We start from the raw sequence: 26625 nt of genomic DNA on the forward strand, positions 1-26625 counted from the left end.
GCACGGCTCGGCGGGCGCCGTCGCCGCCCAGGCGCTGCGCCGGATCGGCGCCGGGCCCGCCCCCGACGCCCCCGCCGACGGCACCCTCACCGTGCTGCTCAGCGGCCGCGAGGGCGCGCTGCCCGCGCCCGCGCTCGGCTACGCCGAGGGCCGGCTGCTGCGGACGGTCACGCCGGCGCGCTGAGCCGGCCGGGCGCCCGGTCGGCCCAGCGACCCCGCGCAGCGCGGTACACGCGGCGCCAATCGTGAGTAACCTCTTTGCCATGAGGGACCACCCCCACGGCGGGCACGTGCCCCACCCCGATGTCTGGACCGGCCGCGCCACCAACCGGGTCCAGTGGTTGCTGGCGCTGATCGGCGCCGCCTGCATGGCACTCGGTATCGAGCTGGCCGTCGCCTCGGCCTGGGAGTCCGGCAGCGCCGCGCTGGCCATGGCCGTCGTCGGCTGCATCGCGGCCGGGCTGCTGGTGCTCTTCGGCACCCTGGCCTTCGTGCACGTCGCCCTGAAGGTCGACCGGGAATGCCTCGAAGTGCGCTGCGGTCACATCGGCGTCCCGCGCCGCCGCATCCCGCTGTCGCACGTGGCCGGTGCCGAGTTCGCCCCGATCGTGTGCCCGCGCCACTGGGGCGGCTGGGGCTACCGGTGGCGACCGGAGAAGGGCACCGCCGTCGTGGTCCGGCGCGGCGAGGGCGTGGTGCTGCGCCTGTGGGACGGCCATACGTTCACCATCACCGTGGACGACGCGGAGGCCGCCGTACGCGTCATCAAGGACCGGCTGCGGCCGAAGGCCCCCGGCACCGCGCACTGAGGCGGTGCCCGAGCCGGGCCCAGGTCGCCCACGTACACTCCCGGGGTGACCGTCACCGCACCATCCGTCGCCGGGCCGGACCGGCCGGACCCGCGGACCGAGCCCGCCTCGCGCGCCGCGCGCCTCGGCCGCCGGCTGCTCCCCGCCGCCGCCTGCGCCCTGGCCGGCGTCCTGCTCTACGTCAGCTTCCCGCCGCGCACCCTGTGGTGGCTGGCGCTGCCCGCGTTCGCCGTCTTCGGCGGGGTGCTGCGCGGGCGCGGCTGGAAGGCGGGCCTCGGCCTCGGCTACCTCTTCGGCCTCGGCTTCCTGCTGCCGCTGCTGGTGTGGACCGGCGTGGAGGTCGGCCCCGGGCCCTGGCTGGCGCTGGCCGCGGTCGAGGCGCTGTTCGTCGCGCTGGTCGGCGCCGGGGTGGCCGCCGTCGCCAAGCTGCCCGCCTGGCCGGTGTGGGCGGCGGCGATCTGGACGGCCGGCGAGGCGGCACGCGCGCGGGTGCCGTTCGAGGGCTTCCCCTGGGGCAAGATCGCCTTCGGCCAGGCCGACGGTGTCTTCCTCCCGCTCGCCGCGCTGGGCGGCACCCCGGTGCTCGGCTTCGCGGTCGTCCTGTGCGGCTTCGGCCTGTACGAGGCGGTACGGCTGGCGGCGGCCGCCCGGCGCACCCGCGCGGTACGCAAGGGCGCGGCCGTCGCCGCCCTGCTGAGCGTGGCCGTCCCCGTCCTGGGCGCCCTCGCCGCCAAGGCGCTGGTCAGCGACGCGGCGGAGGACGGCACCACCACCGTCGCCGTCGTGCAGGGCAACGTGCCCCGCGCGGGGCTCGCCTTCAACGCCCAGCGCCGCGCGGTGCTCGACTACCACGCGCGCGAGACACGGCGGCTGGCCGCCCAGGTCGACGCCGGCAAGGTGGCCCGCCCCGACATCGTGCTGTGGCCGGAGAACTCCTCCGACATCGACCCGTTCGCCAACGCCGACGCCTATGACGTCATCGACGCCGCCGCCAAGGCGATCAAGGCCCCCATCTCGGTCGGCGGCGTCGTCAAGCGCGACGGCAAGCTCTACAACGAGCAGATCCTCTGGGACCCCGACAAGGGCCCCGTCGACACCTACGACAAACGGCAGATCCAGCCGTTCGGCGAGTACCTGCCGCTGCGCTCTCTGATCGGCGCCATCAACAGCGACTGGACGTCGATGGTCAGCCAGGACTTCAGCCGCGGCACCGAACCCGGCGTCTTCACCATGGCCGGCACCCGCGTCGGCCTGGTCACCTGCTACGAGGCCGCCTTCGACTGGGCGGTGCGCTCCGAGGTCACCGACGGCGCCCAGCTGATCTCGGTGCCCAGCAACAACGCCACGTTCGACCGCAGCGAGATGACCTACCAGCAGCTCGCCATGTCCCGGGTCCGCGCCGTCGAGCACAGCCGGACCGTCACCGTGCCGGTGACCAGCGGGGTCAGCGCGATCATCCTGCCGGACGGCACCCTCACCCAGCGCACCGGCATGTTCGTCGCCGACACCCTGGTCCAGGAGGTGCCGCTGCGCTCCTCCGAGACCCCCGCCACCAGGCTCGGCGTCCTGCCGGAGATCCTCCTGGTGCTGGTCGCGGCCGGCGGACTCGGCTGGGCGGTCGCCGCCGGTGTGCGCGGGCGGCGCGCCGGTGGCGTGTAGCGGTACGCCCGGCGCACGCCCCGCGGGAACGCCGGTCGGGGGTGCGGCCGTCCCGTTAGGGTCGGACGCATGGCTACTCCCGACTTCATCCGCGCCCTCCGCGCCAGTGCCGGTCACCAGTTGCTGTGGCTGCCCGGGGTCACCGCCCTGGTCTTCGACGACGACGGCCGGGTGCTGCTGAACCGCAGGTCCGACACCCGGCGCTGGTCGCTGATCGGCGGCATCCCGGAGCCGGGGGAGCAGCCCGCGGCCTGCGCGGTGCGCGAGGTGTGGGAGGAGACCGCGGTGCGGTGCGCGGTCGAGCGGGTGGTCCTGGTCCAGGCGCTGAACCCGGTGACGTACGAGAACGGCGACGTCTGCCAGTACATGGACATCACCTTCCGCTGCCGGGCCCTCGGCGGCGAGGCCAAGGTCAACGACGACGAGTCGCTGGACGTCGGCTGGTTCGCGGTGGACGCCCTGCCGGAGATCGGCGACTTCGGCCGGTCCCGGATCAAGCAGGCGCTGACGGAGGCGCCCACGTGGTTCGACCCCACGGTGCCGGCGGAGCTGTAGGGGGCGACCGGCAGCGTACGCCGCCGAGGAGTGCCGGGGCACGGCAGTGCGCCGAGGCAGGCCGCGCACGCATGATCGTGTTCGGACAGGGGGCGGACGATGGAAGCGGTCACCACACGCGGCGCGGCGCGGGCGGGCACCGGACGGGTGCTGTCGGCGGTCGTCCTCCTGCTTCCCTTCGGCGGTTGCGGTCTGGCGCGGACCGGTGCTGTTCCCGAGGGCGCACCGATAGTGCTGGGCATGCTGTCCGTGCTGGTCTGCGCTGTTCTCGTGCCCGCACTGTGCGAGGAGCGAGCCGCGTCCCGGTACGCGGCGGCGCGGCTGACCGCGCGCACCCTGACCGGTGCACGGTCCGTCGACCTCGACCGGATCGCCACCGTCCGGCTGCTGACGACCTTCTCCTACGGGAGCGTGTTCCGCACTCTGCTGGTGCGGGACGACCACGGTGTGTGGCTCGGTGTCACGACCGGGCGAAGCCGTGGACATGTGCGCCGGGCTGTCCAGCGGGCGGCGGCGAAGACCGTGCCGGGCGCCCCGGGGCCCCGGGTGAGCCGTGCGGCCCGGGTCCACCTGGGCCTCGCCCCGGAGCGCGGCCTCGTCGGCCACACGGTGCTCGCCTTCCTGCTGCTGACGGTGTCCGTCAGCCTGTACGTCGCGGTCCTGCTCCGGCTCGGCGGGCAGTGACCGGCGCGGGCCGGCCCGTCAGCCCGGTACGAACCGTACCGGCGTGCCCACCGCCGCCTGGGCCGCCGCGGCGAGGGCCGGTTCGGGGACGACCGCGATGACCGGGTAGCCGCCCGTCGTCGGGTGGTCGTGCAGGAAGAGCACCGGGCGGCCGTCCGGTGGGATCTGGACGGCGCCCAGGACCATGCCCTCGCTGGGCAGCTCACCCGTCGACGCCCACTCCAGGGCCGGGCCCTCGGTGCGCAGGCCGATGCGGTTGCTGTGCGGGGAGACCCGGTAGGCCGCCGAGGTGAAGGCGCGCAGCGCGGCCGGGGTGAACCAGTCGGCGCGTGGGCCCGGCCGTACCGGGAGGATCAGTTCGGCGGGCGGGGCGGGCCAGGGGGCGGTGGCCGGGGCCGGGGCCGGCGGTGCGGGGGTGCCGGCCGGGAGGACGTCGCCGTCGCGCAGAGGAGCCGGGCCGAGCCCGGAGAGCAGGTCGGTGGCGCGGCTGCCGAGCACCGGTCCGACGGCGACACCGCCCGCCACCGCCAGGTACGAGCGCACGCCCGCCGTCACCGCCCCGACGTCCAGCACGGCGCCCGCCGGCACCCGTACCGGCGCGCCCCAGGCGGCCGGCCGGCCGGCCACCGTGACCGGGCAGGGCGCACCGCCGACCACGACGGTGACGGCCCGGTCCGGCCGCAGCGCGCAGCCGGTCACGGTGGTCTCCAGGACCGCCGCGGCGGGATCGTTGCCGAGCAGCCGGTTGGCGAGCCGCATCGCGGGCGCGTCCAGCGCGCCGGAGCGGGGCACGCCCAGGTGGGCGTGGCCGGGCCGGCCCGTGTCCTGGACGGTGGTGAGCGCGCCGGCCCGCACGACGGTGAGCTTGACGGTCATGCCGGGTCCTCCACGGGGACGAAGCGCACCCGGTTGCCCGGGGTGAGGAGCGCCGCGCGCTCCCGCGCCGGGTCCCACAGCGGGCCCGGGTCCGGCATGGTGCCGATCAGCTGCCAGCCGCCCGGGGTGGCGCGCGGGTAGACCGCGCTGTACGGGCCGGCCAGCGCGACCGCGCCGGCCGGGACCCGGGTGCGGGGCGTGGCGCGGCGCGGCACGTGCAGGTGCGGCGGCAGTCCGGTGAGGTAGCCGAAGCCCGGCGCGAAACCGCAGAACGCGACCCGGTAGGTCAGGGCGCAGTGGCGGGCGGCGACCTCGGCGGGGGCGACGCCCCACAGGTCCGCGACATCGGACAGGTCCGGGCCGTCGTAGCGCACCGGGATGTCCACGACGTCCCCGTCGTCGGCGGTGACGGCCGGGATCTCCCACGCGGTGACCCGGCGGGCCAGCGCGTCGGGGTCCCGCACTCCGTCCAGCAGTACGGTCCGGGCGCCGGGCACGATCTCCTCGACCGGCACCAGCGTGCCCGCCGCGCGGCGCCGCAGCAGTTCGGCGTGGAAGGCCGCGGTCCGCTCGGCGTCGGGCAGTTCGACGAGGAGCGCGTGCCGCCCGGCGGGACGCGCCGTGAGCGGCGGTCGTGGGGTCATGCGAACGGCCCGACCTCGACGCCGGCCGCCGCCAGCGCCGTACGCACCCGCGCGGCGATCCGGGCCGCGCCCGGGGTGTCGCCGTGCACGCACAGCGAACGGGCGGCGACGGTGACCGTACTGCCGTCCACCGCCGCCACCGTGCCGTCCACCGCGAACGCCACCGCGCGGCGCACCACCGCGTCCTCGTCCGTGACGACGGAGTCCGGCTCGCGGCGCGGGACCAGGGTGCCCTCGGGGGTGTAGGCGCGGTCCGCGAACGCCTCGGGCACACCGGTCAGCCCGGCCGCCCCGGCGGCGGCCAGCAGCCGTGACCCCGGCAGTCCGAGCACCGGCAGGTCCCCGCCCGCCAGCCGGACGCCCGCCACCACGGCACGGGCCTGCTCGTCGTCGCGCACGGTGCGGTTGTAGAGCGCGCCGTGCGGCTTGACGTAGACCACGTCGGTGCCGGCGGCGCGGGCGAAGACCTGGAGCGCGCCGATCTGGTAGGCGACCTCGGCCGCCAGTTCGTCGGCGGGCACGTCCATCGCGCGCCGGCCGAAGCCGGCCAGGTCGCGGTAGGACACCTGGGCGCCGATCCGCACACCGTGCTCGGCGGCGCGGTCGCAGACGCGCCGCATCACCGAGGGGTCGCCCGCGTGGAAGCCGCAGGCGACGTTGGCGCTGGTGACGACGGAGAGCAGGGCGTCGTCGTCGGTGAGGGTCCAGCGGCCGAAGCCTTCACCGAGGTCCGCGTTGAGGTCGATCACCACTCGAATCTAATGGATCGTTGAACGATTCGACAAGAGTTTGGGTCTTGTTAGATCGTTCAACGATCGCCTAGGGTCCGTGCATCTGCCACTTATTCGGGTGTCCCCGGTTCGTGTGCGTGTCCCCCTCCCCAAAGCCTGAAGAAGGCCACCGAATGATCGTGCTTCTCGGTGTGGTCGTGGTGATCCTCGGATTCGTCACGCGCCGCAATCCCGTCCTCGTGGTGGGCGTCGCCGGTATCGTCACCGGCCTGCTCGGCAAGATGGATCCGCTGGAGGTCCTCGCGGCCTTCGGCCGGTCCTTCGCCGACAGCCGCTCGGTCACCGTCTACGCCATCGTGCTCCCGGTGATCGGCCTGCTGGAGCGCTACGGCCTGCGCGAACAGGCCCGCAACCTCATCGGCCGCCTCGGCAGGCTCAGCGCCGGCCGGTTCCTCACCGTCTACCTGCTGGTCCGGCAGGTCACCGCGGCCTTCGGCCTGAACAGCATCGGCGGCCCGGCGCAGACCGTGCGGCCGCTGGTGGCGCCGATGGCCGAGGCCGCAGCCGAGCGCACCACGGGCGCGAAGCTGCCCGACCGGCTGCGCGAGAAGGTGCGCTCCTACTCCGCCTCCGCCGACACCGTGGGTGTCTTCTTCGGCGAGGACTGCTTCATCGCGATCGGCTCCATCCTGCTGATCACCGGTTTCGTGAACTCCACGTACCACCAGGACATCGAACCGACCCAGCTGGCCCTGTGGGCGATCCCGCTCGCGGTCTGCGCCTTCCTCATCCACGGCGCCCGGCTGCTGCTCATGGACAGGCAGCTCGAACGCGAGATGGCACTCGCCGCCGCCGAGCACGACCTGCCGCTTCCCGAGGGGGCCGACAAGTGATCAAGGTCGAATGGCTCTACTGGCTGATCGGGCTGGTCTTCGTCGTGATGGCCGCGCAGATGGCCATGGACCGCACCAACCCCAAGCGGTGGACGTCCGCCGCCTTCTGGGGCCTGCTCGGCCTCACCTTCCCCTACGGGACCGGGGTGGCCAACGCCACCGCGAAGAACGGCGGCTGGACGCTGCCCGCCGAACCGCTCGGCGTCGCCGTGCTCGCCCTGATCGTGCTCGCCGGGTTCAACTTCCTCGGCAAGGGCGTGCCGGTCACCACCACCGGCGAGCAGCGCGAGGCGTCCGCCGCCCGGCTCGGCAACAAGATCTTCATCCCCGCCCTGACCATCCCGCTGGTCGCCATCGTCTGCGCCTCCGTGCTGGACGAGTCCGGCCTCTTCGAGGACGGCAAGGCCACCCTGCTGGGACTGGGCCTCGGCTGCATCGCCGCGCTCGTGGTCGGCATGCTGGTCACCGGCGAGAAGAAGGTCTCCGTCCCGGTGCACTCCGGCCGCTCCATGCTGGAGGCGATGGGCTCCGCGCTGCTGCTGCCCCAGCTGCTGGCCGTACTCGGCTCGATCTTCGCCGCCGCCGGGGTCGGCGACCAGGTCGGCGACATCATGAACAAGGTCCTCCCCGAGGACTCCAAGTACCTCGCGGTGCTCGCGTACTGCGTCGGCATGTTCCTGTTCACCGTCATCATGGGCAACGCCTTCGCGGCCTTCCCCGTGATGACCGCGGCGATCGGCTGGCCGGTGCTCATCCAGCACATGCACGGCAACGAGCCCGCCGTGCTGGCGATCGGCATGCTCGCCGGGTTCGCCGGCACCCTGTGCACCCCGATGGCCGCCAACTTCAACATCGTCCCGGCCACCCTGCTCGAACTGAAGGACCAGTACGGACCGATCAAGGCCCAGCTCCCCACCGGCATCGCGCTGCTCGGCTGCTGCACCGTGATCATGGCGGTCTTCGCCTTCTGAGCCGTCGCCGTACGGAACTCCTGAACCCCTTCCGGGAAGGAACCGCAGTGACCCGCGTCCTCATCACCGGCTTCGCGCCCTTCGGCGGCGAGCGGGTGAACCCGTCCTGGCAGGCGGCGTCCCTGGTGGCCGCCGAACCGCCCGCCGGGCTCACCGTAACCGCCGTCGAACTGCCCTGCGCCTTCGGTGACAGCCTCGACGCCCTGCGCGACGCCGTCCGCACCGCCGCGCCCGACCTGGTGCTCTGCCTCGGCCAGGCGGGCGGCCGCCCCGGCGTCACCGTCGAACGCGTCGCCATCAACGTCGACGACGCCCGCATCCCCGACAACAACGGCCGGCAGCCGGTCGACGAACCGGTGGTCCCGGACGGCCCCGCCGCCCACTTCGCCACCCTCCCCGTCAAGGCGTGCGTCGCCGCGATGCGCGCGGCCGGCGTCCCGGCCGCCGTCTCGAACACCGCCGGCACCTTCGTCTGCAACCACGTCGCCTACGGCCTCGGCCACCTCATCGCCACCGAGTTCCCGCACGTGCGGGGCGGTTTCGCGCACGTCCCGTGGGCGCCGGAACAGGTCACCGACGGGCAGGCGCCCGCCCTGCCGCCGGCCACCGTCGCGCACGGCCTGCGGGCCCTGCTGACCGCCGCCGCCCGCACCCCCGCCGGCCAGGACCTGAAGGTCACCGAGGGAGCCACCCACTGATGCCGCCCAGCACCCCGCTCCGCACCCACGCGACGCCGTTCGCCCGGCTCGCGCTGGCCAACATCACCCGCGAGTACCCCAACTTCCCGGCCCACCTGATCGGTTCCGCCGCCGAGCGGACCGAGCCCCGGACCCTCCACCCGGCGTTCTACGGCGCCTACGACTGGCACTCCTCGGCACACATGCACTGGCTGCTGGTCCGCCTGCTCAACCGGTACGGCGGCACCCCCGCGCTGCCCGACACCGCGGCCGTCGTCGACGTACTCGACCGGCACCTCACCCCCGGCAACCTCGCCGTCGAGGCCGCCTACCTCCGCGACCACCCCTCCTTCGAGCGGCCCTACGGCTGGGCCTGGCTGCTCGCGCTCGCCGCCGAGTGCCGGGCCCACGGCACGCGGGAGGGCGCCCGCTGGACCGAGGCACTGGCCCCGGCCGTCGCCGTCGTCGACCGGCTGCTGGCCGACTGGCTGCCCAAGGCCACGTATCCGGTGCGCCACGGCAACCACCCCAACAGCGCCTTCGCGCTCGGCCTCGCACTGGACTCGGGCGAACTGTCGGCCGGCACCGAACAGGCCGTACGGGAGCGTCTGTTGGCCTGGTTCGCCGCCGACCACGACGCGCCGGCGCACTGGGAACCGTCGGGGCAGGACTTCCTGTCCCCGGCGCTCAGCGAGGCGGACGCGGTGCGCCGGGTGCTGCCGGCGGCGGAGTTCGCGCCGTGGCTCGACCGCTTCCTGCCCGCGCTGCGCACGGGCGCCCCCTGCGCGCTGCTCGACGTCCCGGTCGTCTCCGACCACGCCGACCCGCAGATCGGCCATCTGCTGGGCCTGGCCCTCAGCCGGGCGGCGGCGCTGCGCTCCCTCGCGGACGCGCTGCCCGCCGGGCCGGTCCGCGACCGCCTGAGCACGGCGGCCGACGCCCACCTCGCGGCGGGCCTGCCGGCGGTGGAGCGCGGCGACTTCACCACCGACCACTGGCTGGCCACGTTCGCCACGTTGGCCCTCGACCGCCACTGACCTCCGGTCGCCGGTCGCTCCCCGGCACTCGGCCGTTCCCTGACACTCGGCCGTCCCCTGATCCCTGGCCGTTCCGGTGTCCCCGCGCCGGAACGGCCCTACGCGTTCTCGCCGTCCGCGACCGCGTTGACGCGGGCCCGCCCGTCGTCGACGCTGAGCGGGACGGCCTTCTCGGTGTGACCGGTGCCGTTCCCACCGCCGTCGCGGCGCTCCGGCCGCCGCCGGCACCGCACGGGCCGCCTTCCCCGGTGCCGGACCTGACGGCGGTGACGGTGCGCGCGAAACGGTGGCTTAGCGGCGCGTCTAAATGGAAACGATGATCGAGAGCGGTTGTCGCGACAACGAGGCGACGACCGGCCGATATGGGGAGGGTACTCAGTGAAGGACGCGCCCTTGTACTTGCGGCCGCGGGTGGATCCGCCGCTCGCCGCGCTGCTGGGGGATGTGCCGTTCCTGCACTCGCTGGTGGACGCGCTGGGATCACCGCTGAACGTGCTGCTGCCGGAGGTCGTCGCGGAGAACGCCGGACGGTTCCGGTCGGTCTACCGGCGTCATCACCTGGCCGGGCGGGTGTACTTCGCGCACAAGGCGAATCGTTCCAGCGCCCTGGTGCGCAGACTCGCGGCGTGCGACCCGGCCGCGGTCGGCGTCGACGTGGCCTCCCTGGCGGAGCTGCGGCACGCGGTGAGCTGCGGGTTCACCGGGGACCGGGTGATGGCCACCGGCCCGAAGGACGCGGAGTTCCTGTGGCTGGCCGCACGGGTCGGGGCCACCGTCAACCTGGACTCGCCGGGCGAACTGGAGCTGCTGGCGGGGCTGGTACGCCAGTACGGCCTGGGCAAGGTCGATGTCCTGGTGCGGCTGTCTGGGTTCGAGGCGGGCCAGGCGGCCGGTACCCGCATGCTGTCCCGGCGCAGTCGCTTCGGCACCCCGGTGCGGGACGCGGACGCGCTCTGGTCGGCGCTGGAGCGGTACGCGGACGCCGTCGAACTGACCGGTGTGGCCTACCACTTGGACACCACCGCGCTGGAGGAGAAGGCCCGCGCCCTGGAACAGTGCGTGCTGGTGTTGGACGAGTGCCGGGCCCGCGGGCTGGCGCCGCGCACCGTGGACGTCGGCGGCGGGTTCGGGGTCGGTTATGTCGAGGACGCGGGGGAGTGGGAGCGCTGGACCACCGCGCTGAGCGAGGCGGTACTGGGCATCCGCCCGCCGCTGGCCTGGCGCGGACACGGCTACGGACTGCGCAACGAGGGCGGTACGGTGCGTGGTTCGGCGGCGCTCTACCCCGCCCACCGGCCCGTCGCCGGCCCCGACTACCTCGAGGAACTGCTCACCCGTCCCGCTCCGGTGCTGGGCCGCTCACCGGCCACGCTGTTGCTGGAGCACCTGCACGACCTGTACATCGAACCGGGGCGCGCACTGGTCGACCAGTGCGGTCTGTCCCTGGCCCGGGTGCTGGACGTACGGCCCACGGGTGACGACCGGCATCTGGTGCGCCTCGGCATGAACGCCGGGGACGTGAGCCTGGAGGAGCACGGTGTCCTGGTCGACCCGGTGCTGCTGCCCCGCGGCGGCCCGGCGGACGCGGCGGAGGCGGGAACCGGACCGGTCGGCGTGCACCTGGTGGGCAACCTCTGTCTGGAGGCCGATCTGATCACCCGGCGGGTCGTCTTCCTGCCCCGGCTGCCGCGCGCCGGCGATCTGCTGGCGTTCGTCAACACCGCCGGATACGCGATGGACTTCCACGCACATCGCGCACAGCGCCAGCCGGTCGCGCGGACCGTGGCCGCCGAGCGTGCGGACGGGTCCTGGCGCTGGTGCCTGGACGAGGACTACTGGCCGGTCAGCTACGCGCAGGGAGTGCGGTCATGAGGTACGACAGCATCACCGAGGCCATCGGTAACACGCCGTTGGTGCGGATCGATCCGGCTGTGCACGGGCTGCGGCACATCGATCTGTTCGCGAAGCTGGAGATGTTGAATCCGTTCGGTTCGGTGAAGGACCGTCCGGCGTGGCACATGGCGCGTCCGCATCTGGAGGCGGCGGCCGGTGGCGGGGGCGGCGGGACGGTGGTGGAGCTGTCCAGTGGCAATACGGCGAAGGCGCTGGCGTTGCTGGCGGGGTTGTACGGGCTGCGGTTCAAGAGTGTGACGAACCGGATGCGGGTGCCGGAGGTCCGGGAGCTGTTGTTGCTGCTGGGAGCGGAGATCGAGGAGCTGCCCGGACAGAGTGAGTGCCTGGACCCGACGGACACCGACGATCCGTTGACGCGGTTTCACCAGGCACTGTCGGAGCCGGACGCCGGTTATCTGCATACGGATCAGTATTTCAATCCGCGGAATGTGGAGGCGCATGCGGAGGGGACGGGCCCGGAGATCGTGAAGGATCTGGAGGGGCGGGTCCCGGACTGGTTCGTGGCGTGTGTGGGGACCGCGGGTTCGTCGACCGGGGTGGCGCGGGTGCTGCGGGAGCACGACCCGGGGGTGCGGGTGCTGGGTCTGGTGGCGGGGAAGTCGGACTTCATCCCGGGGATCCGCACGATCGACGAGGTGCGTCAGGTGGGCCTGTTCGATCCGGCGACGTATGACGTGATGGCGTCGGTGTCGTCGGAGGAGGCGATCGAGGGCATGGTGACGCTGATCCGGCGGTGCGGGCTGCTGTCGGGGCCGACGGGGGGCGCGGCGTATTTCGGTGCGGTGCGGCATCTGCGGGAGGTAGACGCCGGGCTCGCGGGGACGGGGCGGCGGGAGAGCGCGGTGTTCATCGTGTGCGACCGGGCGGAGAGTTACCTGAGCTATGTGCGCGAGCGCCGTCCGGAGCTGGTGGGGCGCGCTCCGCGGCGCGGCCCGGTGGTGGAGGTGTCGGAGGCGGCGGCGCGGGTGGTGGATGTGGCTGCGGCGCGGCGCTGGCTGGCGCAGCAGGAGGGGCCGCGTCCGCTGGTGGTGGATCTGCGCGGGCCGCACGCGTACGCGGCGCTGCACATCGCGGGGTCGGTGAACATCGTGGACGAGGTGTTCGGGGAACTGGTGCGCGGCGGGCTGCCGTTCAGCAAGAGCGTGCCGGTGCTGCTGGCGTGTCCGGTGGGGGAGAAGTCGTTGCGGTACGCGGCGTTGCTGACCGGGATGGGGCATCCGGACGTGCGGAGTCTGGCGGGCGGGATCGTCGCCTGGCGCGACGCGGGCGCCCCGCTGGTACGGGAGTGACCTGATGCGTGAGTACACACCTGACGAGGACCGGCTGTGGCAGCGCAAGCTGCGGGCACAGTTCCCGATCATCACCGGGCACCCGGAACTGGCGTACCTCGACAGTGCGGCGACCGCGCAGAAACCGCAGGCCGTACTGGACGCCGTACAGACGTACCTCACCACCACCAACGCCAACGCCGGCCGGGGCACCTATCCCTGGGCCAACAAGACCACCGAGCTGGTCGAACGGGCCCGGCGGCGGGTCAAGGAGTTCCTCGGCGACCCGGACGCGGAGCACTCCTCGGTGCACTTCACCAGCGGCACCACCGAGGGCCTGCGCACCGTCGCCCGGGACTGGCTGGTGCCCCAACTGGCCGACGGCGACGAGATCCTGGTCCCCTTCTCCGACCACCGGGCCAACCTGGAACCCTGGCAGGAGGCCCGGCGGCTGCTGGCCGCCCGCGGTGTCGACGTACACCTGCGGGCGCTGCCGTACCAGGAGACCTCCGGCGACTACGACCACCGGGCGCTGGCCGAGGCCGTCGGGCCGCGTACCCGCTTCGTCGCCGCCACCCACGTCCACCACGTCTACGGCGGTGACATGAACGTGCACCGGCTGCGCGCCGCCGTCGGCCCCCGGGTGCCGATCTGCCTGGACGCCGCGCAGAGCGTGGGCCACCTCCCGGTCGACGTCGGTGACCCGGCGCTCGACGTCGACTTCGTGGTCTTCTCCGGCCACAAGGCGATGGCCCTGCCCGGCACGGGGGCGGTGTGGGCGCGCAACACCCGGGGCCCGGTGCTGGCCCCCGCCGGCTGGGCGGGCACCCCCAACACGGTCGGCGTCGTGTCGCTGCTGGCCGCGCTGGACTGGCTGGACGCGGCCGGTGTCGACCGCGTCGCACGGCACGCCGTCCGGCTGGCCACCCGGCTGACCGACCGGCTGCGGCTGCTGGACGTGTACGAGATCCTCGGCTGCGGTGCGAGCCTGGCCGCCGGCTCACCCCTTGCCGAGGGGCAGCGGCGGCAGGGCATCGTCACCTTCCGGCACCGGGACATCCCCTCCGACGACCTCGGGTTCATCCTGTTCAGCCACGGGTTCATGGTCCGGGCCGACAGCCTCTGCCAGGCGGGCGCGGACGAGAAGGACGGAGTGGTGCGGGTGAGTCTGCACGTCCACAACACCGAGGAGGAGATCGACCGCCTGCTGGCCGTACTCGAGTCGTTGGCGTGAATGGCTACTGACAATCGTTTCCATCTGTAGATTGCGTGGTAGGCGCGACAGATGAGAGACGAAAGAGGTGGCGCGACCGGATGGGCGTGAGCATGGAGACGGCCAGGACGTGGGTGGAGCGCTGGGAGCGGCAGCAGCAGCGGTACGCGGTGGACCGCGAGGAGCGGTTCACCGTGATCTCCGACGTGGTCGAGCACGTGTGCGCCGGCCGGGCCCGGCCGCTGCTGCTCGATCTGGGGTGCGGTCCGGGCTCCCTGTCGGCCCGGCTCGCCCGCCGGCTGCCGGACGCGGAGATCGTCGCGGTCGACATGGACCCGGTGCTGCTGGAGCTGGGGCGCACTCATCACGCGGACGCCGCCCGGTACGTGGACGCGGTCATCGGCGAGGACGGCTGGACCGACGCCCTGGAGCTGCGCCGCAGCCTGGACGTCGCGGTCTCGACGACGGCCCTGCACTATCTGCCGGCCCCCGTCCTGCTGGAGACCTATCGCACGCTCGGGGCGCTGCTGCGGCCCGGCGGGGCGCTGATCAACGGGGACCACTTCCCGCCGGACGTGCGACCCTGCTCCGACCTGACCGCCCATGTGGGGCGGCGCCGGGCCGAACGGGCGGGGGAGCACGGCCACGAGGACTGGGAGTCCTGGTGGAAGGCGGTGGCCGCCGACCCCGAGCTGGCCGATCTGTTCGAGCAGCGGGAGCGGTGTCGGCCGGCGTCCGGCGGTGGCGGCGGCAACCGGCACCTCTCCGTGCGCCGCCATGCCGAACTGCTGCACCAGGCGGGCTTCCGGCATGTCACACCGGTGTGGCAGGTGGGGGACAGCTGTGTCCTCGTAGCAGTCAAGGGGTGAGGTCGAGGGGGAACCTTGGTCAGCCGTGGGTGGCCGGGCCGTCGCCTCCGAGCGCCGCCCGGATCCGGCCGAGCCACTCCCTGCCCATCCGGAGACCGTCCGGGAACCGGTCGTCCCGGTCCCAGCGCCAGGCCGTGATCATCGCCAGTACCAGGAGCCGGCACGCGCGCAGCAACTCCTGGTCGGCACCCGGGTAGTGGGCGCCGGCTGCTTCCGGCGCGTGGGCGAGGTCGAACTCGACGGGTCCACGGCAGCAGGTCTCGAAGTCGATGAAGAGCAGCCCGTCCTTCGTGCCGAGGACGTTGCCCGGGTGCGGTTCGCCGTGCAGCAGTTGGTCGGCGGCGCGGTGCTCGCCGACGGTGTGTCTCAGGTCGCGCAGGGTGTCACGGAGCAGTTCCCGGTCCGCGTCGGCGAGGGCCGGAGTGCGGTCGGGGCCCGCCACGAGGTCCTGGGCCTGCTGGACCCGGTCCGTGAAGTGCGGTGCCGGGGCGTCGAGTCGGCGCATGCCGGCGTGCAGTCGTACGAGCGCGTCGGCGTAGTCGGCCGGTGCGGCCGCGGGGGAGGTCACGGGTTCGTAGTAGGTCCACAGCGTGATCACGAAGCCGTCCCGCTCGTGCACGCGAGGTGCCACCCGGGGATCGAGGGTGCCCACCGGGCATCCGGCCGCGGCGAGCCGCTGAGCGAGGTCGACCTCGAAGTGCGCGACCTGATCCGCCACGGGGGCCACCCGGGCCAGCACATCGCAGGGCAGCAGCCGCAGCGTGAGCTTGTTCGAGTCGTGGAGGACGACCGCGTCGTCGGCCGGCAGGTGGAGTGACACGGCGGTCGAGACGGCCGCGGCCGTCGCCCGCCGCACCTCCGACACCCGCACCTCCGACACCCGCACCGTCGCCACCCTCTCCCCGGAACGTCGCCGTGCCGCTGCGCCGAGCGGGCGGCGTGCGCAGCATACCCAGCTGTTGATCCGCCGGGCGGGCCGGCGGGTGGAGTGCGCGGTGGCGGGGGCGCCGGGCCCGGCGGCGAACCGGGCCGGCCTCCCGCGATGCCGGGCCTGGGAGGGGTGAACCGGGCCGGCCTCCCCGCGCAGCCCGTCCGCGCGGGCGGCTCTTCCGGTGTCAGGCCGGCTGCCAGATCTGGGCCAGTGCCGCCGTGGTGAGCACCCGGTCGGGCGGGCCCTGCCCGGCGAGGTGGCCGTCGCGCAGCAGGAGGCAGGCGTCGGCCGAGCGGGCGGCCGTCAGGTCGTGCGTGGCCTGGACGACCGTCATGCCATCGGTGACCAGTGCCGTCAGCAGCGCGCCGATCCGTTCCCTGGCCTCCGGGTCCAGCCCGGTGGTCGGCTCGTCGAGCAGCAACAAGTCGGATTCCTGCGCCAACCCCTGTGCGATGAGAACCCGTTGCCGCTGGCCGCCGGAGAGTTCGCCCAGTTGGCGTGCGGCGAGGTCGCCGACGCCGAGCCGGTCGAGCGCGGCGTCCACCGTCGCACGGTCGCGCCGGGTCAGCCGGCGCCAGGGGCCGCGCTCGCCCCAGCGGCCCATCTCCACCGTCTGCCGCACGGTGAGCGGCAGGGTGTCACCGACGGCTCCGCGCTGCGGCACGAACGCGGGCGGCAGCCCTCCGTGGTGCCGTATCTCGCCGGATGTCGGCCGGATCACACCGGCGAGGACACCGAGCAGGGTCGACTTGCCGCTGCCGTTCGGACCGACCAGCGCGGTGGTCGCCAACCTCGGTATCTCCGTGCTGAGTTGCCGCAGGACGGGGCGTCCCGGATAGCCGGCGCACAGCTCGGTGACGTGGACGCGCGCGGTCCGTTCCCTCGGTGGCGTGGGCGAGGGGCCCGGCGGCCTGGGCCTGGAGGAGAACGTGCTGCGGCACGTGGCGGCGGCCCGCGAGGCGGGGGTGCCCACCTTCGCCGCGGGCGAGGCCGCCGACCCGCTCACCTTCAAGGCGGGCGACGACGGCGGCCCCGAGGACGGCGAAGGACAGCCCGACCCGCACTTCTGGACCGACCCGGACCGGATGCGCGCGGTCGCCGGACTCGTCGCCGACCAGGTGATCGAGCACGTCGGCGGAGTGGACGAGGCCACCGTCCGGGCCAACGCCGACCGCTACGACCAGGAACTGGCGGACCTCACCGACTGGATGGAGCAGTCCTTCGACCGCGTCCCCGCGGACCGGCGCGCCCTGGTCACCAACCACCACGTCTTCGGCTACCTCGCCGACCGCTTCGGCTTCCGGCTGATCGGCGCGGTCATCCCCAGCGGCACCACGCTCGCCTCACCCAGCTCCGCCGACCTGCGCTCGCTCACCCGGGCGATGGCGGACGCCGGCGTGCGCACCGTGTTCGCCGACTCCTCCCGGCCGACCCGGCTGGCCGAGGCCCTGCGCACCGAACTCGGCGGCCGGGTCCAGGTGGTCGAGCTGTACTCGGAGTCACTGACCGCGCGCGGCGAAGGCGCCGACACCTACCTGCGGATGATGCGCGCCAACACCACCGCCATGACCGACGGCCTCACCGCCGGCACCTGACCGCACCGGCCCCACGGACACCGGCCGACCGGGCCGGAACCCACGTATCAACCCACCGACAACGGCCACCGACAACGGCCACCGACAACGGCCACGAACAATGGCCACCAACTACGTAAGGAACACAGAGCAGTGCACACGACGACACGCAGGAGAGCCCTCACCGGTACGGCACTCGCCCTGGCGGTGGCCACGGTCCTGACCGCCTGCGGCGGAGCCGACTCCGACTCCGACTCCGACGCCGACGCCGCCGGCCCCACGAGCGTCACCTCCGCGACGGCGGCCGCGAACCCGCTGGTCGCCTCCTTCGACGGCGGCCTCTACATCCTCGACGGCAAGACCCTGAAGCTCGCCAAGACCATCGAGCTGGCCGGCTGCAACCGGGTCAACCCGGCGGGCGACGCGGACCACGTCATCGTCTCCACCGACAGCGGCTTCGGGGTCCTGGACGCCACCGGCCAGACCTTCACGGGCGTCGAGTACGAGGGTGCCAAGCCCGGTCACGTCGTCCGGCACGCGGGCAAGACGGTGCTCTTCACCGACGGCACCGGTGAGGTCAACGTCTTCGACCCCGCCGACCTGAACGGCACGGAGCAGCCCGAGACCCGCACCTACACCTCCGCCGCGGCACACCACGGCGTCGCCATCGAGCTTGCGGGCGGCGAACTGGTCAGCACCCTCGGCACCGAGGAGAAGCGCACCGGAGCGCTGGTCCTGGACGAGAACAACAAGGAAATAGCCCGCAACGAGGAATGCCCCGGCGTGCACGGCGAGGCCGCGGCCCGGGGCGAGGCGATCGCGGTCGGCTGCGAGGACGGCGTACTGATCTACCAGGACGGCGAGTTCACCAAGGTCGACGCGCCCGACGACTACGGCCGCATCGGCAATCAGGCCGGCAGTGACGCCTCGCCCGTCCTCCTCGGCGACTACAAGACCGACCCGGAGGCCGAACTGGAGCGGCCCACCCGGATCTCCCTCATCGACACCGAGAAGAAGAAGCTGACCCTGGTCGGCCTGGGCACCAGCTACTCCTTCCGCTCACTGGCCCGCGGCCCCGAGGGCGACGCCCTGGTCCTCGGCACGGACGGCGCGATCCGCGTCATCGACCCGGCGACCGGCAGCGTCGAGAAGAAGATCCCCGCGGTGCGGAAGTGGGAGGAACCGCTGGACTGGCAGCAGCCCCGGCCCACCCTGTTCGTCCGCGGCGCCACCGCCTACGTCTCCGAACCCGGCGAGCGGGCCCTGCACGCCATCGACCTCACCACCGGCGAGAAGACCGCCTCCGTGACGCTGCCGGAACGCACCAACGAGCTGTCGGGGGTGGTCGCGGGCCACTGACCCGGTACGCCGCCGCCCCGCGGTGCGAGGACCACGGGGCGGCGGCCGTCGCACACCCGCCGAAACCCAACGCCCGTTCGGGACCGGGCAGTTAGGTTGGTGGGCGCGCCGGATGATCAGGAGTCCGGCCGTACGAAGGGACCCCTCATGGCCACAGCCGTACCCACGGACACCCGCGCCGCCGTCGAGGAGTTGCTGCGCCGGATGGGCGAGGGCGACCCCGAGCGTGTCGCCGAACTGTACGCCGAGCACATCGACTGGAGTGTGAGCTGGCCCGAGGACGAGCACGGCCGTACCGAGACCCCCTGGATCCGGCACCGTGCCACCCGGGCCGACGCGGCCGCCCACTACCGCGAGCTCGGCGAGCACCACATACCCGAGCAGGTGGCCACCGAGATCGAGCGGATCCTCGTCGACGGACCCGACGCGGTCCTGCTCGGCGAGATCCGCCAGACCGCCCGGTCCACCGGACGCGCGTACCGGGCGCGGTTCGCCCTGCACCTCACCTTCGCGGACGGCTTGATCACCCGGCACCACGTCTACGAGGACAGCCTCGCCGTCGCCCGGGCCTTCGACACCGGCGACCGGTGAGAGTGCAGTCGGGTGACCGATACCGCCGGGGCGGCGCCCGGCGGAGGGTGGGAGGAGCCTGAACACCTCCCAAGGAGAAGCATGTCCCTCACGTCCACTCCCGCCACCACCTCCGCCGCGCCGCCCACGGTCAGCACCATCGAGCTGGGTGACGTACGGATCGACCGTGTCATGGAGTACTCCGACACCACGCCGATGACCACCGACGTCTTCTTCCCCGGCAGCACCCCCGAGGAGTGGCGGCGGCACACCGAGCTGCTGGCGCCGCACCACTGGGAGCCGGCGAGCGACCTCACCCGCGCCGCCACCCAGACCTGGGTGCTGCGCAGCGAGGGCAAGGTCATCCTCGTCGACACCGGCGCGGGCAACGGCAAGTACCGCCCCCTCCAGCCGATCTGGTCCTACCTGAACACCGACTACCTGGCCAACCTCGCCGCCGTCGGCGTCCGGCCCGAGGACGTCGACATCGTCGTCAACACCCACCTCCACGACGACCACGTCGGCTGGAACACCCGCCTGGAGGGCCGCGACTGGGTGCCCACCTTCCCCAACGCCACCTACCTGATGCCACGGCCCGACGTCGAGTACTGGAAGCCGGAGAACCTCCCCAACACGGTGTTCGGACGGGGCAACCAGAATGTCTACGAGGACAGCGTCGACCCGGTGTTCGAGGCCGGCCTGGTGACCGTCTGGGAGGACTCGTACACCATCGACGGCAACCTCCGGCTGGCGGCCGCCCCCGGGCACACCCCCGGCGCGTCCATCATCCACCTGGAGTCCGCGGGCGACCGCGCGGTCTTCGCCGGTGACCTGCTGCACGGCGCCATCCAGGTGCACGAGCCGCACATCAACAGCTGCTTCGAGGAGGACGAGGACGGGGCCCGGGCCAGCCGCGCGCGGATGTTCGCCCACGCCGCCGACCACAACGCCCTGGTGCTGCCGGCCCACCTGCCCGGCCACGGCGCGTTCGAACTGCGCCGGCGCGGCGCCGGCTTCGAACTCACCGCGTGGGCGCCGTTCTCGACGACCTGACAGGGGTGAAGCAGCCGTGAACACCCTGGGGGAGTGATGTCAGCGGTGCCGCTTATGCTGCACCAGTTGATCACGCGGGACCAGGGGAGGACGCGGCATGTTCGGCAAGCTGTTCGGCAGGGGCGGGGAGAGACCGGCGCAGGACCCGTACGCCCTTCCCGTCCCGCGCAGGCAGAAGAACGGGATGTACACGCTGCGCGCGCTCGGCGACCGGCGGGTCCTCGCTCTGGTGGAGGCGGCCGACGCCGGTGACTGGGCGGCGGTCAAGGCCGCGCTGGCCCCCTTCGACCTGGGCCGCGACCACCGGGTGCTGGGCCAGCTGGCCGACCTGGACGGGGTGCAGGACTGGATCGGCCGCGCCGTCGCGGAGGACACCGACGACGACAAGGAGCACCGGGCGACGGCCCTGCTGATCTCCGGAGCGCGGCACGTCAGCTGGGGCTGGCAGGCGCGCACCACCGAGCGCGCCGTCAACGTCACCCAGGAGCAGTGGCGCACCTTCCACGAACGGCTCGACCTCGCCGAGGAGCACCTGTTCGCGGCCGCCGAACTGCGGCCGGACTGGGTCACGCCGTGGCGCGCCCTGCTCACCTCCGGCCGCGGCATGTCGCTCGGCGCCGCCGTCAACGAGACCCGGCGCGACGCCGCCCTGCGCCGCGACCCGCTGGACCTGGCATGTCACATCGCGTGGGTGTCCCAGTTGCAGCCCCGCTGGGGCGGCGAGCCGGGCGCGGCCCTGGCGTTCGCCCGGGACGCGTTCGCCCGCGCCCCGCAGGGCCACCCGCTCGGCTGCGTGCTCGCCATCGCGCACATCGAGGACTGGGTCGAGTCGGACAACGGCGACTGCCTCCAGCGCGACGAGATCCGGGCGGAGCTGCGGCAGGCGGCCGACCACAGCATCCTGCACCCCGGCTACCCGCGGCGCCCCGGCTGGCAGCACGACTTCAACATCTTCGGCATGGCCCTGGCGCTGGCCGACGAGCGGCACACGATCCGGCGGGTCTTCCAGGCCCTCGACGGCGCCTACACCGACAGCTGGCCGTGGAAGTACTTCGCGGAGCCCGAGAAGCAGTTCGCCCGCCACCACCGCCGCGCCTGAGCCCGGCCGGCCGCCGCCCCGTGCCGCCGACGTCCCGGCGGGACGTACGCCGGTGACCCGTCCGCGCGCGGCCGACGCGCCGGCGCCGGGAGCCGGAACGTCTCCCCGGGCGCGTACGCGGCTCCCGGACCGTACCCGCGCCGCCGCCCCGCACCCCAGCTGTCCCTGCCGACCCTCCCACCCCCGGACTGCCCGATGACACTTCCCGGCACCACCGCCGACCACACCTTCCAGGTGGACCTGCGCGGCCTCGTCGACCTGCTCTCCCACCACCTCTACTCCAGCCCCCGCGTCTACCTCCGCGAACTCCTCCAGAACGCGGTGGACGCGCTGACCGCCCGGCACGCCCTCGAACCCGGCGCCGGCGCCGACGCGTTCGGCATCCGGCTGTACGCCGACGGCTCGGTGGTCCGCGTCGAGGACGACGGCGTCGGCCTCACCGACGCCGACGTGCACGCCTTCCTCGCCACCATCGGCCGCAGCAGCAAGCGCGCCGAGGGGATCGCCGAGCAACGTGGCGACTTCATCGGCCAGTTCGGCATCGGACTGCTCTCCTGCTTCCTGGTCGCGGACGAGATCCACGTCCTCAGCCGCTCCGCCCGTACCCCCGACGCGCCCGCCGTGGAGTGGCGCGGCCGCGGCGACGGCAGCTACACCGTCCGCACCCTGCCCGCCACCGCCCGCCCCCGGCCCGGCACCACCGTCACCCTGACCCCCCGCGCCGACGCGGGGGAGTGGACCCGGCCGGCCCAAGTGCACGCCCTCGCCCGGCACTTCGGCTCGCTGCTGCGGCACCCGGTGACCTTCGACGACGGCACCGCGGGCCCGGCCGGCCCCGGTGTGTCCGTCAACCCCGAGCCCGCCCCCTGGGCCCGCGCGTACCCCACCCCGGGGGCCCGCTCCCGCGCACTCGCCGCCTACGGCGCGGAGGTCTTCGGATTCACCCCGCTGGACACCATCGAACTGGACCTGCCCGCCGTCGGCCTCAAGGGCATCGCCTGTGTGCTGCCCGAGACGGTGCCGGCCGGCCGCCGGCACGGCCACCGCGTGCACGTCAAGGGCATGCTGCTGTCCGAACAGGCCGAGGAGATCCTGCCCGAGTGGGCGTTCTTCGTGCGCTGCGTCGTCGACGCCGAGAGCCTGCGCCCCACCGCCTCCCGCGAGTCCCTGTACGCGGACGACACCCTCGCCGCCGTCCGCGAGGCGCTCGCCGAACGGCTGCGGGACTGGATCGCGCGGGCCGCCGCCAGCGACCCCGACCTGCTCGGCCGCTTCCTGGCGGCCCACCACCTGGCCGTCAAGTCGCTCGCCGTGCACGACGACGAGATCCTGCGGATGCTGCTGCCCTGGCTGCCGTTCGAGACCACCGACGGACACACCACCCTCGACGAGTTCGCCCGCACCCACCGCACCGTGCTCGTCACCTCCAGCGTGGAGGAGTTCCGGCAGATCGCGGCGATCGCCTCCGCCGCCGGCCTCGGCGTCGTCAACGGCGGCTACACCTACGACCGCGAACTGGTCCACCGGCTGCCCGAGATCCGCCCCGAGGCCACCGTCGCCGACCTCGACCCGGCCACCCTCACCGCCCACCTCGACCCCGTCGACCGGGAGACGGAACTGGCCGCCGCGGCCTACCTCGCGCTGGCCCGGGACGCGCTGGCCGTCTTCGACTGCGACGTCGCGCTGCGCACCTTCCAGCCCGCCTCCGCGCCCGCCCTGCTGATGGACAGCCGCGAGGCCCGGCACGAGCGCACCCGCTCCCAGCTCGCCCGCGAGCAGGAGGGCGGCCTGTGGGGCGACATCCTCGGCGCCCTGCGCCAGGAGGCACCGCGGGCCCAGCTGATCCTCAACCAGCTCAACCCGCTGGTCCGGGCCGCCGTCGCCATCGACGAACCCGAACTGGCCCGCACCAGCGCCGAAGCGCTCTACGGACAGGCCGCGATGCTGTCCCGGCGCCCGCTGCGGCCCGCCGAGTCCAGCCTCATCAACCGCTCCTTCCTCGACCTTCTCGCCCACGCCCTGCGCAAGGACAGCTGACGATGCCCACCGCACCCCCGCCCCAGAGCACCGACGAGCTGTTCCGGGCGCTCCAGGAGAACGACCGCCGCCCCTACGGCCGCACCCGCACCGTGACCGCCGAGGAACTCGTCGACGCCGCCGAGCGGTTCGAGGAGCCCGCCGTCCTCGTGCACGCGCTGCTGGAACTCCAGGAGGCGTACACCTACGGCGCCGAACCCCGTAAGTCGCCGGTCGTCTTCGCCCGGCTGCTCACCCTCTTCGACGAGCGGCCCGACGTCTTCGACGAACGGCTGCGCCACCAGCTGTTCTGGCGGTTCAAGTGGGTGGCCCACGCGCTGCGCCAGCTGCCCGAGATACCGCTCGGCAGCCTGCGCCAGTGGCTGACGGAGATGCGCGACCGGTACGAGCGGGCCGGCCTGGGCCTCCAGCCCTACTACGGCCAGGCGTACCAGCTCGCCGCCCACCTCGGGGAGGACACCGACCTCGCCTACGAGCTGTGGGCGGGCCGCACCCGGACCCCGCTCAGCGACTGCGAGGCCTGCGAGATCTGCCAGCGCGCCCGCCACCACCTCGCGGCCGGCGACGACGAGCGGGCGCTGCGTGCCTGGGAGCCGGTGCTGGCGGGCAAGGAGTCCTGCCAGGAGGAACCGGCCCGTTCGATCTCCTACGCGCTGCTGCCGCTGCTGCGCACCGGGCGGGCCGACCGGGCCCGCGAGCTGCACCTGGCCGGCTACCGCGGCTGCCGCCGCAACCCCTCGATGTCCGGGGAGGTCGGCCGGCACCTGGAGTTCTGCGCGCTGACCGGCAACGAGGCCCGCGGGCTGGAACTCCTCGCCGAGAACCGGAACCTGTTCGAGGAGGTCGACTCACCGCTGGACCAGCTCGACTTCCTCACCGGCGTCGAGGTCCTCCTCCAGCGCGTCGAGTCCCTCGGCCACGGCGACCTGCCCGCCGCCGGCTACCCGGGCCGCACCTGGACGGTGGCCGCCCTGCGCGCCGAGCTCCGGGGCCGCGCCGACGACCTGGCCGCCCGCTTCGACACCCGGGGCGGCACCAGCGCCCACACCGACCGCCGCGCGGCCCGGCTGCACCGCGAACCCCTGCTGGACGCGCTGGAACTGACCCTGCGCACCCGGGCCCTCGACGACGTGACCCCGGCCGCGCCCGCCGCGGTGCCCGACGCCACGGAGTCCGCGCTGCCCGAACTCATCGTCCGGGCGCGGGCGCTGGACGAGGAGGGGCACCCGGACGCACGGGCCCACTGGGCGCGGCTGCGCACGCTGGTCGCCGCCCGCGACTACACCCACCCCGACGACCCGGCCGTGGGCCCGCTGGTCCGGTTGCGCGCGGACCTGCTGGCCGACGAGGCGGGCCGGGCCGCCGAGAAGGACGACCACGCGCGCGCCCACGCCCTCCACGAGGAGGCCGCGGGCCTGTACGAGGACGCCGGCCGGCCGGCGGACGCGGCGGTCTCCCGGGCCTGCGCGCTGCTCGCCGCGGTCGAGATCCCGACGGAGAGCGCCGACGAGGCCGCCACGGCGGCCGAGGCGCCTGGTGTGCCGACTACCGAAGAGGCTGGTACGCCGACCGGTGCACCGTCCACGGAAGAGGCCGGTACGCCGACTGGCGCGCCGACCGTCGAAGAGGCCGGGACGGCCACCCCCGCCGCCACCCCGGTCACCGAAGAAGCCGAGGCCGCCACCCCCACCGCCACCCCGCTCACCACCACCCCCGCCGAAGAAGCCACCCCCGCCGAAGAAGCCACCTCCGCCGAAGAAGCCAAGGCCGCCGCCCTGACCGCCGTACACGCGGCCGTGGTCCGGCTGCACCAGCAGACGTCCCCGCTCGCCCCGTACCAGGAGGCCCGGCTGCTGCGGCTGCGGGCGACCGCGTTCGGGCTGCGGCTCCAGCACTCGCGGAGCGTGGAGCACATCGCGCCGGTGCTCGCCGAGGTGGACCTGCTGCACGCGTTCGCCACCCGGCACGACCTCGCCGGACAGCTCTCCGGCGCCCTGCTGCTGCGGGCCAGCACCCACGCCCTGGCCGGCGACCTGCCCGCCGCGGTCGCCGGCCTCGACACCCTCCTCGACCGGCTGCGCGGCCACGGCCCGGCCTGGCACCTGCCCCGCACGCTCGGTCTGCGCGGCCGGCTCCAGCTCGGCCTGCGGGACGCCGAGACCGCGTACGCGAACCTCACCGAGGCCCTGCGGCTGGCCGCCGACTGGCCGGCCGGCAGCATCGACACCGCCCGGCTGCACGGTGACCTCGCCGAGGCCTGCCTGCACCTGGGCCGCCCCGAGGAGGCCCTGCGGCACCTGACCCGCTCGGCCGAACTCGACCTGCGCACCGGCAGCCGTACCGACGCCTACTGCGCCTACAGCAACGCCGCGCAGCTCAGCCTCGACCTGGGCCGCGTGGAGGACTGCATCGCCCTGCTGGACTCCCTCCTCACCGAACCGGACGTCGCCGCCGGGGAGGTGGACGACCGGCTGGTGGCCCAACTGCGCCTGACCCGGGCCCGCGCGCTGCACGCCGGGGAGGACCTCAAGGCCGCCACCGCCGAACTCGTCGCCCTCGCCGCCGAGTCGGCCGGCTGGGACGACGACCCGGGCAGCCACGCCATGATCGCCGCGGAGACCGCCGTACTCCTCGCCGAGTCCGGGGAGTTCGCGCCCGCCCGGCGCGCCGCGGACCAGGCGCTCGCCGCGCACGCCCGCGACCCGCGCTTCGAACAGCTCAGCAACTGTCTGCGCGAACTCGCCCGGCTCCAGGCCCAGCGGCAGGGCCCCGAAGGGCTGGCCGACGCCCGCGCCTTCCTCGCCGACGCGGCCCGGGTCGCCGAGGAGGCCCGCGCCGCCGGGTACCGGCCGCACGGCCGTTCCCTGGACACCGCCCTGGCCTACGAACACGGGCGGGTCAACGCCTACGCCGGTGCCTACGAGGACGCCCTCGCCGCCCTGGAGCAGGCCCTCGCTCTGCTCGGCGAGCCCGGACCGCAGGACGGCGCGGGGGAGTGGGCCGAGTGCGTCCGGTTCGCGGGCGCCGTGGAGGGCGTCTACCTGGAGCGCCCCGCTCCCGCCCTGGCCCGCCTCGACGCGGCCGTCGCCCGGCTCACCGGCCTCGGCCGCACCGAGGAGGCCGAACCCCTGACCGCGCTGGCGGCGCGGCTGCGCGACGAGGAGTGAGCCGGGCCGGGGGGGGGGGGGGGGGGGGGGGGGGG

At 73.9% G+C, this 26625-nt stretch carries 24 protein-coding genes and 2 pseudogenes; 20 read left to right on the forward strand and 6 right to left on the reverse strand.

Translation table 11 applies throughout. The features are described from left to right. The 5 genes and pseudogenes from ACTT8P_RS31305 to ACTT8P_RS31325 form a co-directional block, all read left to right on the forward strand. Positions 1–184 (forward strand): annotated as a pseudogene (locus ACTT8P_RS31305) (glutamate racemase); the annotation flags it as partial. 79 nt (positions 185–263) lie between these two features. Beyond that, complete coding sequence (locus tag ACTT8P_RS31310) at positions 264–809, forward strand: hypothetical protein (protein ID WP_442835154.1); 546 nt, start codon at positions 264–266, stop codon at positions 807–809. A 45-nt stretch (positions 810–854) separates the two neighbouring features. Continuing rightward, positions 855–2468 carry an apolipoprotein N-acyltransferase gene (gene lnt, locus ACTT8P_RS31315; protein ID WP_442835155.1) on the forward strand — a complete coding sequence of 538 codons (1614 nt, stop codon included), beginning with the start codon at positions 855–857 and terminating at the stop codon, positions 2466–2468. Positions 2469–2537: 69 nt separating this feature from the next. Continuing rightward, the gene (locus ACTT8P_RS31320; RefSeq protein WP_442835156.1) at positions 2538–3023 is read left to right on the forward strand and encodes an NUDIX hydrolase; all 486 of its coding nucleotides are present in this window, start codon (positions 2538–2540) and stop codon (positions 3021–3023) included. 99 nt (positions 3024–3122) lie between these two features. After that, a complete protein-coding gene (locus tag ACTT8P_RS31325) occupies positions 3123–3707 on the forward strand; it encodes a hypothetical protein (protein WP_442835157.1) in 585 nt (194 codons plus the stop codon). Positions 3708–3725: 18 nt separating this feature from the next. Here the strand turns inward: ACTT8P_RS31325 and ACTT8P_RS31330 are convergent, their stop codons facing one another. The 3 genes from ACTT8P_RS31330 to ACTT8P_RS31340 are packed head-to-tail and all read right to left on the reverse strand — an operon-like array spanning position 3726 to position 5976. Then, positions 3726–4583: a biotin-dependent carboxyltransferase family protein gene (locus ACTT8P_RS31330; RefSeq protein WP_442835158.1), complete on the reverse strand. Its 858-nt coding sequence runs from the start codon at positions 4581–4583 to the stop codon at positions 3726–3728. Beyond that, the gene (locus ACTT8P_RS31335; protein WP_442835159.1) at positions 4580–5227 is read right to left on the reverse strand and encodes a 5-oxoprolinase subunit B family protein; all 648 of its coding nucleotides are present in this window, start codon (positions 5225–5227) and stop codon (positions 4580–4582) included. The genes ACTT8P_RS31330 and ACTT8P_RS31335 overlap by 4 nt, the downstream gene beginning before the upstream one ends. After that, positions 5224–5976, reverse strand: coding sequence for a LamB/YcsF family protein (locus ACTT8P_RS31340; protein ID WP_442835160.1), 753 nt, complete (start codon positions 5974–5976; stop codon positions 5224–5226). The genes ACTT8P_RS31335 and ACTT8P_RS31340 overlap by 4 nt, the downstream gene beginning before the upstream one ends. A 155-nt stretch (positions 5977–6131) precedes the next feature. Between ACTT8P_RS31340 and ACTT8P_RS31345 the strand changes: the two genes are divergently transcribed. The 4 genes from ACTT8P_RS31345 to ACTT8P_RS31360 are packed head-to-tail and all read left to right on the forward strand — an operon-like array spanning position 6132 to position 9536. Next, positions 6132–6851 (forward strand): DUF969 domain-containing protein, encoded by a 720-nt coding sequence (locus ACTT8P_RS31345; RefSeq protein WP_442835161.1) that lies wholly within the window; start codon positions 6132–6134, stop codon positions 6849–6851. Continuing rightward, positions 6848–7822, forward strand: coding sequence for a DUF979 domain-containing protein (locus ACTT8P_RS31350; protein ID WP_442835162.1), 975 nt, complete (start codon positions 6848–6850; stop codon positions 7820–7822). Before ACTT8P_RS31345 ends, ACTT8P_RS31350 begins: the two co-directional genes overlap by 4 nt. Positions 7823–7869: 47 nt before the next feature. After that, positions 7870–8520, forward strand: coding sequence for a pyroglutamyl-peptidase I (pcp, locus tag ACTT8P_RS31355; protein ID WP_442835163.1), 651 nt, complete (start codon positions 7870–7872; stop codon positions 8518–8520). Then, the gene (locus tag ACTT8P_RS31360) at positions 8520–9536 is read left to right on the forward strand and encodes a DUF2891 domain-containing protein (RefSeq protein WP_442835164.1); all 1017 of its coding nucleotides are present in this window, start codon (positions 8520–8522) and stop codon (positions 9534–9536) included. Before pcp ends, ACTT8P_RS31360 begins: the two co-directional genes overlap by 1 nt. 98 nt (positions 9537–9634) lie before the next feature. Here the strand turns inward: ACTT8P_RS31360 and ACTT8P_RS31365 are convergent, their stop codons facing one another. Continuing rightward, complete coding sequence (locus tag ACTT8P_RS31365; RefSeq protein WP_442835165.1) at positions 9635–9769, reverse strand: hypothetical protein; 135 nt, start codon at positions 9767–9769, stop codon at positions 9635–9637. Between the two features lie 178 nt (positions 9770–9947). Here ACTT8P_RS31365 and ACTT8P_RS31370 point away from each other — a divergent pair, with 178 nt between their 5' ends. From ACTT8P_RS31370 to ACTT8P_RS31385, 4 genes are all read left to right on the forward strand, one after another. Further along, on the forward strand, positions 9948–11408 hold the full coding sequence (locus ACTT8P_RS31370) for a Y4yA family PLP-dependent enzyme (protein WP_442835176.1): 1461 nt from the start codon (positions 9948–9950) through the stop codon (positions 11406–11408). Continuing rightward, the gene (locus tag ACTT8P_RS31375; RefSeq protein WP_442835166.1) at positions 11405–12739 is read left to right on the forward strand and encodes a pyridoxal-phosphate dependent enzyme; all 1335 of its coding nucleotides are present in this window, start codon (positions 11405–11407) and stop codon (positions 12737–12739) included. The genes ACTT8P_RS31370 and ACTT8P_RS31375 overlap by 4 nt, the downstream gene beginning before the upstream one ends. A gap of 4 nt (positions 12740–12743) precedes the next feature. After that, positions 12744–13952, forward strand: a complete 1209-nt coding sequence (locus ACTT8P_RS31380) for an aminotransferase class V-fold PLP-dependent enzyme (RefSeq protein ID WP_442835167.1) — start codon at positions 12744–12746, stop codon at positions 13950–13952. Positions 13953–14032: 80 nt separating this feature from the next. Then, positions 14033–14800: a class I SAM-dependent methyltransferase gene (locus tag ACTT8P_RS31385; RefSeq protein WP_442835168.1), complete on the forward strand. Its 768-nt coding sequence runs from the start codon at positions 14033–14035 to the stop codon at positions 14798–14800. A 19-nt stretch (positions 14801–14819) separates the two neighbouring features. Here the strand turns inward: ACTT8P_RS31385 and ACTT8P_RS31390 are convergent, their stop codons facing one another. After that, positions 14820–15671: a phosphotransferase gene (locus ACTT8P_RS31390; protein WP_442835177.1), complete on the reverse strand. Its 852-nt coding sequence runs from the start codon at positions 15669–15671 to the stop codon at positions 14820–14822. A gap of 244 nt (positions 15672–15915) precedes the next feature. Next, complete coding sequence (gene aztA, locus ACTT8P_RS31395) at positions 15916–16704, reverse strand: zinc ABC transporter ATP-binding protein AztA (RefSeq protein WP_442835169.1); 789 nt, start codon at positions 16702–16704, stop codon at positions 15916–15918. On the opposite strand from aztA, the pseudogene ACTT8P_RS31400 reads away from it, so the two are divergent. From ACTT8P_RS31400 to ACTT8P_RS31430, 7 genes and pseudogenes are all read left to right on the forward strand, one after another. Further along, positions 16640–17326: pseudogene (locus ACTT8P_RS31400) on the forward strand (metal ABC transporter solute-binding protein, Zn/Mn family); the annotation flags it as partial. The gene aztA and the pseudogene ACTT8P_RS31400 sit on opposite strands and share 65 nt — an antisense overlap. A 132-nt stretch (positions 17327–17458) precedes the next feature. Then, a complete protein-coding gene (gene aztD / locus ACTT8P_RS31405; protein ID WP_442835170.1) occupies positions 17459–18664 on the forward strand; it encodes a zinc metallochaperone AztD in 1206 nt (401 codons plus the stop codon). Positions 18665–18811: 147 nt separating this feature from the next. After that, on the forward strand, positions 18812–19255 hold the full coding sequence (locus ACTT8P_RS31410) for a nuclear transport factor 2 family protein (protein ID WP_442835171.1): 444 nt from the start codon (positions 18812–18814) through the stop codon (positions 19253–19255). 81 nt (positions 19256–19336) lie between these two features. Next, complete coding sequence (locus tag ACTT8P_RS31415; RefSeq protein WP_442835172.1) at positions 19337–20287, forward strand: MBL fold metallo-hydrolase; 951 nt, start codon at positions 19337–19339, stop codon at positions 20285–20287. A gap of 97 nt (positions 20288–20384) precedes the next feature. Next, positions 20385–21386 carry a hypothetical protein gene (locus ACTT8P_RS31420; RefSeq protein ID WP_442835173.1) on the forward strand — a complete coding sequence of 334 codons (1002 nt, stop codon included), beginning with the start codon at positions 20385–20387 and terminating at the stop codon, positions 21384–21386. A gap of 195 nt (positions 21387–21581) precedes the next feature. Then, on the forward strand, positions 21582–23423 hold the full coding sequence (locus tag ACTT8P_RS31425; RefSeq protein ID WP_442835174.1) for an HSP90 family protein: 1842 nt from the start codon (positions 21582–21584) through the stop codon (positions 23421–23423). 2 nt (positions 23424–23425) lie between these two features. Continuing rightward, positions 23426–26590 carry a hypothetical protein gene (locus ACTT8P_RS31430; protein ID WP_442835175.1) on the forward strand — a complete coding sequence of 1055 codons (3165 nt, stop codon included), beginning with the start codon at positions 23426–23428 and terminating at the stop codon, positions 26588–26590. Positions 26591–26625 lie beyond the last annotated feature (35 nt).

This window comes from Streptomyces sp. JW3 (assembly GCF_052216785.1).
Lineage (GTDB): Bacteria > Actinomycetota > Actinomycetes > Streptomycetales > Streptomycetaceae > Streptomyces.

What these genes read in the sequence shown, in the direction of transcription:
- ACTT8P_RS31415 (WP_442835172.1), top strand. Translation starts at nt 19,337, where the DNA reads ATGTCCCTCACGTCCACTCCCGCCACCACCTCCGCCGCGCCGCCCACG.
- ACTT8P_RS31425 (WP_442835174.1), top strand. Translation starts at nt 21,582, where the DNA reads ATGACACTTCCCGGCACCACCGCCGACCACACCTTCCAGGTGGACCTG.
- ACTT8P_RS31420 (WP_442835173.1), top strand. Translation starts at nt 20,385, where the DNA reads ATGTTCGGCAAGCTGTTCGGCAGGGGCGGGGAGAGACCGGCGCAGGAC.
- ACTT8P_RS31325 (WP_442835157.1), top strand. Translation starts at nt 3,123, where the DNA reads ATGGAAGCGGTCACCACACGCGGCGCGGCGCGGGCGGGCACCGGACGG.
- ACTT8P_RS31410 (WP_442835171.1), top strand. Translation starts at nt 18,812, where the DNA reads ATGGCCACAGCCGTACCCACGGACACCCGCGCCGCCGTCGAGGAGTTG.
- ACTT8P_RS31385 (WP_442835168.1), top strand. Translation starts at nt 14,033, where the DNA reads ATGGGCGTGAGCATGGAGACGGCCAGGACGTGGGTGGAGCGCTGGGAG.
- ACTT8P_RS31380 (WP_442835167.1), top strand. Translation starts at nt 12,744, where the DNA reads ATGCGTGAGTACACACCTGACGAGGACCGGCTGTGGCAGCGCAAGCTG.
- ACTT8P_RS31335 (WP_442835159.1), bottom strand. Translation starts at nt 5,227, where the DNA reads ATGACCCCACGACCGCCGCTCACGGCGCGTCCCGCCGGGCGGCACGCG.
- ACTT8P_RS31375 (WP_442835166.1), top strand. Translation starts at nt 11,405, where the DNA reads ATGAGGTACGACAGCATCACCGAGGCCATCGGTAACACGCCGTTGGTG.
- ACTT8P_RS31320 (WP_442835156.1), top strand. Translation starts at nt 2,538, where the DNA reads ATGGCTACTCCCGACTTCATCCGCGCCCTCCGCGCCAGTGCCGGTCAC.
- ACTT8P_RS31360 (WP_442835164.1), top strand. Translation starts at nt 8,520, where the DNA reads ATGCCGCCCAGCACCCCGCTCCGCACCCACGCGACGCCGTTCGCCCGG.
- ACTT8P_RS31345 (WP_442835161.1), top strand. Translation starts at nt 6,132, where the DNA reads ATGATCGTGCTTCTCGGTGTGGTCGTGGTGATCCTCGGATTCGTCACG.
- ACTT8P_RS31310 (WP_442835154.1), top strand. Translation starts at nt 264, where the DNA reads ATGAGGGACCACCCCCACGGCGGGCACGTGCCCCACCCCGATGTCTGG.
- ACTT8P_RS31430 (WP_442835175.1), top strand. Translation starts at nt 23,426, where the DNA reads ATGCCCACCGCACCCCCGCCCCAGAGCACCGACGAGCTGTTCCGGGCG.
- ACTT8P_RS31330 (WP_442835158.1), bottom strand. Translation starts at nt 4,583, where the DNA reads ATGACCGTCAAGCTCACCGTCGTGCGGGCCGGCGCGCTCACCACCGTC.